Annotated in this window: 8 protein-coding genes; 1 reads left to right on the forward strand and 7 read right to left on the reverse strand. The window is 61.6% G+C overall.

From position 1 onward, the window contains the following. Positions 1 to 59: 59 nt before the first annotated feature. The 5 genes from tsaA to rimO form a co-directional block, all read right to left on the reverse strand. Positions 60 to 755 (reverse strand): tRNA (N6-threonylcarbamoyladenosine(37)-N6)-methyltransferase TrmO, encoded by a 696-nt coding sequence (gene tsaA, locus ACW9I6_RS25900; protein WP_003208631.1) that lies wholly within the window; start codon positions 753 to 755, stop codon positions 60 to 62. A gap of 4 nt (positions 756 to 759) precedes the next feature. Then, entirely contained in the window at positions 760 to 1,221 is a 462-nt protein-coding gene (locus tag ACW9I6_RS25905) for a DUF1456 family protein (RefSeq protein ID WP_457339999.1), read from the reverse strand. A gap of 77 nt (positions 1,222 to 1,298) precedes the next feature. After that, the gene (locus tag ACW9I6_RS25910) at positions 1,299 to 2,009 is read right to left on the reverse strand and encodes an rRNA pseudouridine synthase (protein WP_003208627.1); all 711 of its coding nucleotides are present in this window, start codon (positions 2,007 to 2,009) and stop codon (positions 1,299 to 1,301) included. A 71-nt stretch (positions 2,010 to 2,080) separates the two neighbouring features. Continuing rightward, a complete protein-coding gene (locus tag ACW9I6_RS25915; RefSeq protein WP_003208626.1) occupies positions 2,081 to 2,554 on the reverse strand; it encodes a GNAT family N-acetyltransferase in 474 nt (157 codons plus the stop codon). Positions 2,555 to 2,657: 103 nt separating this feature from the next. Continuing rightward, a complete protein-coding gene (rimO, locus tag ACW9I6_RS25920) occupies positions 2,658 to 3,998 on the reverse strand; it encodes a 30S ribosomal protein S12 methylthiotransferase RimO (protein ID WP_003208624.1) in 1,341 nt (446 codons plus the stop codon). Between the two features lie 301 nt (positions 3,999 to 4,299). On the opposite strand from rimO, the gene ACW9I6_RS25925 reads away from it, so the two are divergent. Continuing rightward, entirely contained in the window at positions 4,300 to 6,201 is a 1,902-nt protein-coding gene (locus ACW9I6_RS25925; protein ID WP_003208622.1) for a potassium transporter Kup, read from the forward strand. 54 nt (positions 6,202 to 6,255) lie between these two features. On the opposite strand, the gene ACW9I6_RS25930 is transcribed toward ACW9I6_RS25925, so the two are convergent. Further along, entirely contained in the window at positions 6,256 to 7,542 is a 1,287-nt protein-coding gene (locus tag ACW9I6_RS25930; RefSeq protein ID WP_457340000.1) for a virulence factor family protein, read from the reverse strand. Continuing rightward, positions 7,542 to 10,184 carry a bifunctional lysylphosphatidylglycerol flippase/synthetase MprF gene (mprF, locus tag ACW9I6_RS25935; protein ID WP_003208619.1) on the reverse strand — a complete coding sequence of 881 codons (2,643 nt, stop codon included), beginning with the start codon at positions 10,182 to 10,184 and terminating at the stop codon, positions 7,542 to 7,544. Before mprF ends, ACW9I6_RS25930 begins: the two co-directional genes overlap by 1 nt. Positions 10,185 to 10,503: the final 319 nt, after the last annotated feature.

Below are 10,503 nucleotides of genomic sequence, written 5' to 3' on the forward strand. Positions count from 1 at the left end.
GATGTATTGACTGATCCACCGCTTTCGCGAGCAAGCCCGCTCCCACATTTGTTTCCGGTTTACCCGGCCGACACGACTTCCAGCACACAAATCATCCCGGCTTCGGGATAGTGCCAGCGCACATCAACATCCCAGAACTGCGCCCCGTATTCCCGCTCCGGCCCCGGCGTCTGGTACGCCGGCCGCGGATCCTGCGCAAGGCACTGCTCGATCAACGCCACCAATGGCTCGCCAAGGCGCTGAGCGTGGCCTTCTGCCTGTTGCAGCGCAGTCTTCAGCCACTGCACGGGAATCAGCTGTGGCGCAGCGCTGGCGATGCTGTTGGTCGCAGTGTCAACTATGTCTGCGTACGGCACGTACGGCTTGATGTCGAGAATCGGTGTGCCATCCAGCAGGTCGATCCCGGATATCCACAGGCGCCCATCTTCCACCTTGTCCAGCTTGACCACTGACTGGCCGATGCCGTTGGGCCGGTGCGTCGCGCGGGTGGCGAACACGCCCATGGACGTGTTGCCACCCAGGCGAGGCGGGCGCACTTTCAGGCGGGGCTTGTCTTCCAGCGCCTGGTGGAACAGGAACAGCAGCCACACATGGCTGACCTGTTCCAAACCCTGCACCGCCTCACCCTGGTCGAATGGCGCCACCAACTCCAGCACGCCCCGGGCGGCAGGCGCCAGTTGTGGCTGGCGCGGGATGGCGAACTTCTCCTTGAAGCAGGAGCGGACAAAGCCGATGGGCGAGACGCTGTAGTTCACGGGCTTAGGCGCGAACGCGCAGGGTCAAGCCCTTGAGGAAGTTGCGCAACAGCTGGTCACCACAGGTGCGGTAGTTGGTGTGGCCGAACTTGCGGAACAGTGCGCTCAGCTCAGGCTTGGACACCGGGAACTCGGAGGCCTTGAGGATTGCGTGCATGTCGTCTTCCTTCAGTTCGAAGGCCACGCGCAGTTTCTTCAGGACGATGTTGTTGGTCACCGGCAGTTCGATCGGCTGCGATGGACGGCTCTCGTCCTTGCCGCGCTTGAAGATCACCAGGCCATCGAGGAAATGCGCCATGACTTCGTCCGGGCAGAACACGAAGCCTTCTTCCTCGTCTTTCTTGAGGTAGGTCAGCAGGTCGTCCTTGGTGACTTCCATGCCGCCGAGCTTGATGATCTCGACCATCTTGTTGTCGCTGATGTCGAGCATGTAGCGCACGCTGCGCAGTACGTCGTTGTGAATCATGGTGGGCAATCCTGGTCATTCAACTGTGGACACCGCCCAGGCAGGCGGTATCGAGAGATTCGGCGGCGAAAAAAGTCTTAGAACTTTTCTTTGCCGGACAGATAGCGCCATTGGCCTACCGGCACTTTGCCGATGGAGACTCCGCCAATGCGGATGCGTCGAATGGCGACGACTTTCAGGCCGACGGCTTCGCAGAACAAGGCAATCACACCCGGTTGCGGGTTTTTCAGCGCAAAGCGCAGGCGGTTCTCGTTCTGCCAGCTGGCTTTCACCGCCGGCAATTCCTTACCTTTGTAGGTCAGGCCATGGTTGAGGCGGTTCAGGCCGTGGGCGACCATGTCGCCGGACACTTCCACCACGTATTCCTGTTCGATCTTGTTCGCGTCAGCGGTCAGCTTGCGCAAAATCTTCCAGTCCTGGGTGAACACCAGCAGGCCGCTGGCCTTGGCTTGCAGGTCACTGCTGGCGGTCAGGCGCAGGAAGTGGCCCTTGAGCGGGCGCTTGCTGAAGCGGTGTTCTTCCGACAGGGTCTCGGCGTTGATCGACGCCATGGCTGTCTCGGCATCCACGCCGGCGGGGGCGTGGAACAGGATGGTCACCGGCTCCGGCGCTGTGGCCTTGGCCTCAGGGTCAAGCTCGACCTTCTGGGTGGTGACCTTGAACTGCGGCTCGTCGATCACTTCGCCGTCCACCGTGACCCAGCCGCCTTCGATGAACAGCTCAGCCTCCCGACGGGAGCAACCGACCAGTTCGATGAGGCGTTTGGAGAGGCGTAGGGGTTCAGTCATGACAAGGGCCGAAACAAAAGGGGGCGGCTATTGTACCTGTGTGGCGCCGGTTAATCCCGGCTCCATTTCATTTAGCCGCGACGCGCCTGTGGCTGGGCCTGGCGCAAACGCATGTGCAGCAACGGATAAGGCTGGCCCATGCCGTCATGGTCCGTGCGTCCGATCACCTCAAAGCCTTGCTTGAAGTAAAAGCCCAGGGCCTGCGGGTTCTGTTCGTTGACGTCCAGTTGATCGGCATTCATCGACTCGATGGCATAGCGCAGCAATTGCCGGCCCAGGCCCTGGCCACGGTGCTCGGGGTCGATAAACAGCATCTCGACCTTGCCCGCGGCCACCCCGGCAAACCCGGTGATGCGCTGGCGCGAGTCCTTGGTGCAGATCAGCATCACCGCGTCGAGGTAGCGGGTCAGCACCAGGTTTTTCAGCAACTCGATGTAACTGTCCGGCAGGAAGTCATGGGTGGCCCGCACCGAAGCCTCCCAGATGCGGGTCAGTTCCTGATAGTCGCTGGATTTGGGTGTATGGATAACCGAATGCTGACGCATGCCCGCTGCCCCTTGCCGATGATTGGCGCCGATGGGCAAAACGATAGACCTAAAAAAGCCCCGCATCTTGTCCAGAGGCAGGGCTTTTTCAATTCTTTACACCTTATGCGCGTTTTTCAGCCCACAGGTCGTACTCGTCGGCGTCGGTCACGGTGCACCAGACCTTGTCGCCCGGCTTCAGGCCGCTGGCATCGTCGATGAACACGTTACCGTCGATTTCCGGTGCATCGAAGAAGCAGCGGCCTACAGCGCCTTGCTCGTCGACTTCGTCGATCAGTACTTCGATCTCACGGCCGATGCGCAGTTGCAGGCGCGCCGAGCTGATGGCCTGCTGGTGCGCCATGAAGCGCTCCCAACGGTCCTGCTTGACGTCGTCCGGCACGATGGCAGCGTCCAGCAGGTTGGCCGGAGCACCTTCCACCGGCGAGTACTGGAAGCAGCCGACGCGGTCCAGCTGGGCCTCGGTCAGCCAGTCCAGCAGGTACTGGAAGTCTTCTTCGGTTTCGCCGGGGAAGCCGACGATGAAGGTGGAGCGGATGATCAGGTCCGGGCAGATCTCGCGCCAGTTCTTGATGCGCGCCAGGGTCTTGTCTTCGAAGGCCGGGCGTTTCATGGCCTTGAGGATTTTCGGGCTGGCGTGCTGGAACGGGATGTCCAGGTACGGCAGGATCTTGCCGGCGGCCATCAGCGGGATCAACTCGTCAACGTGCGGGTACGGGTAAACGTAGTGCAGGCGCACCCATACGCCGAGGCTGCTCAGGGCTTCGCAGAGTTCGGTCATGCGGGTTTTCACCGGCGCGCCGTTCCAGAAGCCAGTGCGGTATTTGACGTCGACGCCGTAGGCGCTGGTGTCCTGGGAGATCACCAGCAGCTCTTTCACGCCGGATTTGACCAGGCGCTGGGCCTCGTCCAGCACGTCGCCTACCGGGCGGCTCACCAGTTTGCCGCGCATCGACGGGATGATGCAGAAGCTGCAGCTGTGGTTGCAGCCTTCGGAAATCTTCAGGTAGGCGTAGTGGCGCGGCGTCAGCTTGATGCCCTGCGGCGGCACCAGGTCGATCAGCGGGTTGTGGTCCTGGCGCGGCGGCACTACGTCGTGCACGGCGTTGACCACTTGCTCGTACTGCTGCGGGCCGGTCACGGCCAGCACGCTTGGGTGCACGTTGCGGATGGCGCCTTCTTCCACGCCCATGCAGCCGGTGACGATCACCTTGCCGTTTTCCTTGATGGCTTCGCCGATCACTTCCAGGGACTCGGCCTTGGCCGAGTCGATGAAGCCACAGGTGTTGACCACCACCACGTCCGCGTCCTGGTAGGTGGACACGACGTCATAGCCTTCCATGCGCAGTTGCGTAAGGATGCGTTCGGAGTCGACCAGAGCCTTTGGGCAACCCAGGGATACAAAGCCGACCTTGGGGTTGGCTTTTGCGATGGTGGTGGACATGTCTAACCTCGGTATTGAATGACGCCGCCCGTCGTGCACGAAAGGTGGCGGATGGGCACTTGGTGTGCCTCTGATCAAAAAGTGCGCAATTCTAGCGACGGGAATCGCTCTTGACCAGCTTTATGCAGGGAAATACGACGAGTGCTGCGCTATGCTTCGCGCCGTTGCACCTGAGTGAATTTCCTCGGTCAATAAATCGTCTGTAACGAGAAGTAAAACAGCGCATGCTGTGGACAGCATAGGCGCCCGCAGCAGGCGCGCTGTTTATAAAAGACCGCAGGTCAAAGGGCAGGAGTGGTTGATGGGTCAGGCAAGTAGTCAGGCAGCAGGTGCCGAGCAGTCCAACGCAAAGCCGATCGGCATGCTGGTGGCGGCAGTGGGGGTGGTTTACGGCGATATCGGCACCAGCCCGCTCTACACCCTTAAAGAGGTGTTTGCTGGCGGTTATGGGGTTCAGGTCAATCACGACGGGGTCTTCGGGATCCTGGCGCTGATTTTCTGGTCGCTGGTCTGGGTCGTTTCGATCAAGTACGTGCTGTTTATCCTGCGCGCGGATAACCAGGGCGAGGGCGGCATCATGGCCCTGACGGCTTTGGCCCGGCGGGCGGCGGCACCTTACCCCAAGTTGCGTTCGGTGCTGGTGATTCTCGGCCTGATCGGTGCGGCGCTGTTTTACGGCGACAGCATGATCACCCCGGCGATCTCGGTATTGTCGGCGGTCGAAGGCCTGGAACTGGCGTTTGATGGCCTTGAGCGCTGGGTGGTGCCGCTTTCGCTGGTGGTGCTGGTGGGGCTGTTCCTGATCCAGAAACATGGCACGGACCGCATCGGCAAGCTGTTCGGCCCGGTGATGGTGCTGTGGTTCCTGGTGTTGGCCGGCCTGGGCATCCATGGAATCATCCAGCACCCTGAGGTGCTCAATGCCCTCAACCCTGTGTGGGGCGTGCGCTTCTTCATCGTTCACCCTGGCATGGGCGTGGCGATTCTCGGTGCGGTGGTACTGGCATTGACCGGCGCCGAGGCGCTGTACGCCGACATGGGCCACTTCGGACGCAAGCCGATTGCCCGTGCCTGGTTCGCCCTGGTGCTGCCGGCGTTGGTGCTCAACTACTTTGGCCAGGGCGCGCTGCTGCTGGAAAATCCAGAGGCAGCCCGCAACCCGTTCTACCTGCTGGCACCGGAGTGGGCTCTGGTCCCGCTGGTGGCGTTGTCCACTTTAGCCACCGTGATTGCTTCCCAGGCGGTGATCTCCGGGGCGTTCTCCCTGACCCGTCAGGCGATCCAGCTCGGTTACATCCCGCGCATGCATATCCAGCACACTTCCAGCGCCGAGCAAGGCCAGATCTACATCGGCGCGGTGAACTGGTCACTGATGGTGGGCGTGATCCTGCTGGTGCTGGGCTTCGAGTCCTCCAACGCCCTGGCTTCGGCCTACGGTGTGGCGGTGACGGGCACCATGTTGATCACCAGCATTCTGGTGTCGGCGGTGATGCTGTTGCTGTGGAAATGGCCGCCGGTACTGGCTATCCCGGTGTTGATCGGTTTCCTGTTGGTGGATGGGCTGTTCTTTGCCGCCAACGTGCCCAAGATCGTGCAGGGTGGTGCGTTTCCGGTATTGGCGGGGATTGTGTTGTTTATCCTCATGACCACCTGGAAGCGCGGCAAGGAGCTGCTGGTGGACCGGCTGGACGAAGGTGGGCTGCCGCTGCCGATCTTTATCAGCAGTATCCGTGTGCAGCCGCCGCATCGCGTGCAAGGCACGGCGGTGTTCCTGACCGCACGCCCGGATGCCGTGCCCCACGCCTTGCTGCATAACTTGCTGCATAACCAGGTGCTGCATGAGCAGGTGGTGCTGTTGACGGTGGTCTACGAAGACATCCCGCGTGTACCGGCCCAGCGTCGTTTCGAGGTCGATTCCTATGGCGAGGGCTTCTTCCGGGTGATCCTGCACTTTGGTTTCGTCGATGAACCGGACGTGCCCGAAGCGCTGAAGCTGTGCCATCTGGATGACCTGGATTTCAGCCCGATGCGCACCACCTACTTCCTCAGCCGCGAAACCGTGATCGCGTCCCGCATCAAGGGCATGGCGCGTTGGCGCGAAGGGTTGTTCGCGTTCATGCTGAAGAACGCCAACGGCAACCTGCGCTTCTTCAAGTTGCCGGTTAACCGGGTGATCGAGCTCGGCACTCAAGTAGAAATGTAAGCCCAACAAAAAGCCCCCGGTGCCTTGCGGCAGCGGGGGCTTTTTTGTGGGCGCTTATTCGGCCGGGGTCTTGCCCTGGCGCTTCTCGATGATGTCTACCAGACGCTTGGCCAGCGCCGGGTAGTTCTCGTCGAAGTGATGGCCGCCAGGCAGCTTCACGGCTTCGCCGACAGCGGTCTTGTCGGTGCAGCCACTCTCGTCGACTTCTTCGGCACCGTAGATGCACACCACCTTGTCGGCCGGCAGCTTGGCCATTTCCGGGCCGGTCGCAGCTTCCTTGCCGGCGTTGCCCAGCCAGCCTTCCACTTCGATCTCGAAGCTGCCGGTGCGGGCGAAGGCCAGCAGGATGATCGCGTCTACACGCTGCTGCTCGTTTTCCGGCAGGCGGTTGTAGATGGCCGGCAGCACATCGGCGCCGAACGAGTAGCCGGTCAACACGAAGCGCTTGGTACCCCATTTCTGCCGGTAGTGCTGCATCAGCTCGGCGAGGTCCTTGGCGCTTTGTTCCGGGGTCTTGTGCTGCCAGTAGTAGCGCAGGGTGTCGATGCCGACCACCGGGTAGCCGATCTTGGCCATTTCACCGGCCACGTCGCGGTCCAGGTCACGCCAGCCGCCGTCACCGGAGAGGAACAGGGTGACGGTGTCCTTGGCCTGGCCAGCCGGCACTTCGACCACCGGGATCGCCAGGCCGCCGTTGTCCGAGCCCACCAGTTGCTTGCGCAGCTCGTTGTTCAGCACTTGCGGGTAGTGAACGTCGTAGTCGCTGATGCTGGTGGTGGCACGCGGTGTGTCGCGTACGAAACTGGCAGCATCATCGTCAGGGTTATCGTTCCAGGCCACCAGCCAGCTACCGTGGGCCGAAGTCTTCGGCAGCGGGTCGTTGCAGCCTGGCTGCGCCAGCGCGAAGCCGACGGAGATGGCATTGGCCTTGTCGTCGTTCTGTGCGGCCAGCCAGCGCCAGGCGAGGGATGCGCCAGGGCCGATGCCGCTGACCAGGGTCGCTGGGCCGGCAAGCTGGCCCAGGGCGGTTTGCACGGCTTGTTCCTGCAGCTTGCAGTCATCCTTGGGCAGGATCACCTGGACGATCTGCGCTGCGCCGCCCTGGCTCAGGGCGATCAGTTGGCTGTCGGTCAGGGTTTCGTCGGCCAGCACGGCCACGGCCACGCGGGCCTTGGGCGCGGTACCCGGGGTGACGCGGGTCAGGACCGTGCCATCGGCCTGGGGCAGTTGTTCCAGAGTCGGTTGCGGTGCAGGGCGGTTCCAGTACCAGTAGCCGCCACCGAGGATCAGTGCCAGTACCACCAAAAATGCCAATACATACCGCCAGGAGCGTCGAATCATCAGCGTTTCACCAATCCAGTCAAGCCGCCCGCAATCAGGGCGGCGGTGTCGGCCAGTGCCACCAGCGGATCAAGTCCTGCGGGCACGGCCATATAACGGGGTTCCCAGTCAGGCTGGAACTTGTCTTTGAAGCGGCGCAAGCCTTGGAAGTTATACAGTTGCTCGCCACGGCGGAACACCATCGAGCCCAGGCGTTGGGTCAGCGGGGCGCCACGTCGTGGTTGCAGGCCCGACAACGGCACCATGCCGAGGCTGAAGCGGGCGTAGCCATGGTTCTTATAATGTTGAATCAGGCCGACCATCATGAATTCCATGGTCAGTTTCGGCGCGTCCGGGTGCGCACGCATCAGGTCGAGACTGGCCAGGTCGTGGCTGTAGGTCTCAAGCAGGTTCGCAAACGCTACCGGGCGCCCTTCGAAGCGAATGATCGCAATACGAAAGTGCTTGAGGTAGTCGTCGCTGAATCGTCCAAGGGAAAAGCCTTTTTCCCGCACGTTCTTGCCGGTCAGCCATGCGTCGGAGATGACTTTCAACTCCTCCATCGGGGCCTGGCCGGGTTCGTGGATCTCCAGGGACAAGCCATCACGGGTCCCGCGGTTCCAGGTGTAGCGCAGGTCCTTCATCTCTTTGCCCTTGGCTTCCAGGTCAAAGCGTTTGAGGTCGACCCGGGCTTCTTCACCCAGTTTGATCGCGGTGAGGCCGATGTCCATGTAGTACGGCAGGTTCTCCGCGCGCACCTGGTAGAACACCGGGCGGGCGTGGTGAATGTCGCACAGGTCGCGGAACTGCCAGATCATCTCGGCCCGTTGCAGGGTCGGGCCAATCGGATCGTACAAGGCCACCAGGCTGCGACCGCGACGAGCGTACATCAGGAACGCTTCGTCGTTGGGATGAAACAGCAGGGCCTTGTCGCCGGTCAGCGCCAGGCCGCCGTCGGGTTGTGCAGAGTTCATCAGGATCTTGGTGGCGCGCTCCAGCTCATCCGGTGTCGGCAAGTGGATGATCGGGCGCGCGGTACGCAGCAGCCAGGTCAGCGACACCACCACCAGCACCACGGCCGCGCCCAGCAGCGAACGCAGGCCCCGCGGGGCGTTGGCGTCGAGGGTGAACTGCCACCACAACTGATGGCTATAGGGCACGTCCTGGTAGGCGAACAACAGCAGCCAGATTGACGCACCGAGTACGCACACGCTGGCCACCAGGTACAGCGGCGAGAACGGCAGTTCGGTCAGGCGGCTGGCGCGATAGAACGAGCGCCGGAAGATCGCCAGCAGCACCGCCGTCATGGTCATCAGGCTGGCTTCTTCCCAGTCGAAACCCTTGAGCAGGGAGAGCAGGGCGCCGGTCAGCAGCAGCACCATGGTCAGCATCCACGCCGCGGACAACCGTCGACGCAGGCCCTGGGCCAACAGAAGGCAGAGCACGCCGATCAGGCTGGCACCAAAGTGCGAAGCGTCAATCAGGCGATGAGGAATCAGGAAGCCGATGTTTTCCAGGCGTGAGTCGATTTCCGGGGTTGCGCCGGAAAACAGCAGGACCACGCCTGACAAAAAAACCAGTACGGCCAGGATCGGCGCAGCGAGGCCGGAGGCCGCGCGCAGGCTTTGTTGCGTATGGAACAGGCGCTGGGCTTCATTGACCAGCAGGAACACACAAGCGATCAACAGCGGCAGCACCACATAGATCATCCGGTACAGCAGCAGTGCGGCCGCCAGTGGCGCGGCACCGAGCTTGTCGGCGAAGGCAGCCAGCAGAATTGCTTCGAACACCCCGACGCCACCGGGTACATGGCTGAGCACACCGGCGGCCAGGGCCAGCAGGTACACCAGCAGGAACGGGCCAAACGGCGGCGCTTCCGGCAGCAGCATATACAGCACGGTAGCGGCCGCAGCCACGTCGAGGGCGGTGATGATCAGTTGCAGGAAGGTCAGGCGACGGCCCGGCAGGCGCAAGGTGCGACGCCCGGCCTTGACCAGCAGGTTGTCCGGATACGGTTGTTCCGGCAGGCGGCGGCGGTAGATGCCGATGCACAGTGCGGCTGTTAACAGCAACACAGCGCCGGCGATGCCGCCGAGCAGGCTGGCGGGTAGATGCAAGGCATTGGACGCGGCAGGCAGGTTGCTCAGGGTGGCCAGCGCAGCGAGCGGCGGCAGGGCGCAACCCAGGGCCAGGCTGGCAAACACGGTCATGCGCGCCACTTCCGAAGCGCCGATGCCATACCGTGCATATAAACGGTAGCGTACCGAGCCGCCCGAGAGCATCGACAGACCAATCGCGTTACCGATGGCGAATGCGGTAAAGCCGCCGTAGGCCAGAGTCTTGGCAGGCAGCTTCACGCCGGCATAACGGGCACCGGAAAATTCATAGCCCAACAAAATGATAAAGCCGGCGACAGCAGCACCGAACGCACCCAGCAGTGCAGGCTTGGGTACTTCAAGGATTGAATCGTGGAGCGCGTACAGATCCAGTTCAAGCAACAGGTGGCGACAGGCGATAAGGGCGATTGCGAACAGCAACAAGGTGACGGCCAGCCCGATGGGTTGGCGGTATTTGCTCAACAGATCCAGCCAGCGCAAACGGGTGGGAGTGATCGGTTGTGTCGCTGTGACAGAGTCTTGTGGTTCAGACGAGTTGGCGCGCATCAATCACCTCGTGGATTGTGCGCGACAGGATGGAGGTATCCAGCCAAGTTACCAATCCCTATGGACAAAATAATTACAAATATTAACGCGTATCGCGAAGTGCGGCGACAGCGCCCATTGGTCGTAGAAGGACAGTGCTTGAAGACTTAGCATAGCTTGCAATGAGATGGACTCTACAAACCGTGTACGGTTTCATGAAAGATGCCATGCCATTGTTTCAAAAGGATTTTTTCGTCAGATACAAAAAAGGCCACTCTTTCGAGCAGCCTTTTTTGATGTTTGGTTGCGGGAGCCGGATTTGAACCGACGACCTTCGGGT

The organism is Pseudomonas sp. SDO5522_S412 (assembly GCF_054071215.1).

Coding starts and splice junctions, on each gene's coding strand:
- ACW9I6_RS25905 (WP_457339999.1), bottom strand. CDS start 1,221: ATGATTCACAACGACGTACTGCGCAGCGTGCGCTACATGCTCGACATC.
- ACW9I6_RS25910 (WP_003208627.1), bottom strand. CDS start 2,009: ATGACTGAACCCCTACGCCTCTCCAAACGCCTCATCGAACTGGTCGGT.
- ACW9I6_RS25915 (WP_003208626.1), bottom strand. CDS start 2,554: ATGCGTCAGCATTCGGTTATCCATACACCCAAATCCAGCGACTATCAG.
- rimO (WP_003208624.1), bottom strand. CDS start 3,998: ATGTCCACCACCATCGCAAAAGCCAACCCCAAGGTCGGCTTTGTATCC.
- ACW9I6_RS25925 (WP_003208622.1), top strand. CDS start 4,300: ATGGGTCAGGCAAGTAGTCAGGCAGCAGGTGCCGAGCAGTCCAACGCA.
- ACW9I6_RS25930 (WP_457340000.1), bottom strand. CDS start 7,542: ATGATTCGACGCTCCTGGCGGTATGTATTGGCATTTTTGGTGGTACTG.
- mprF (WP_003208619.1), bottom strand. CDS start 10,184: ATGCGCGCCAACTCGTCTGAACCACAAGACTCTGTCACAGCGACACAA.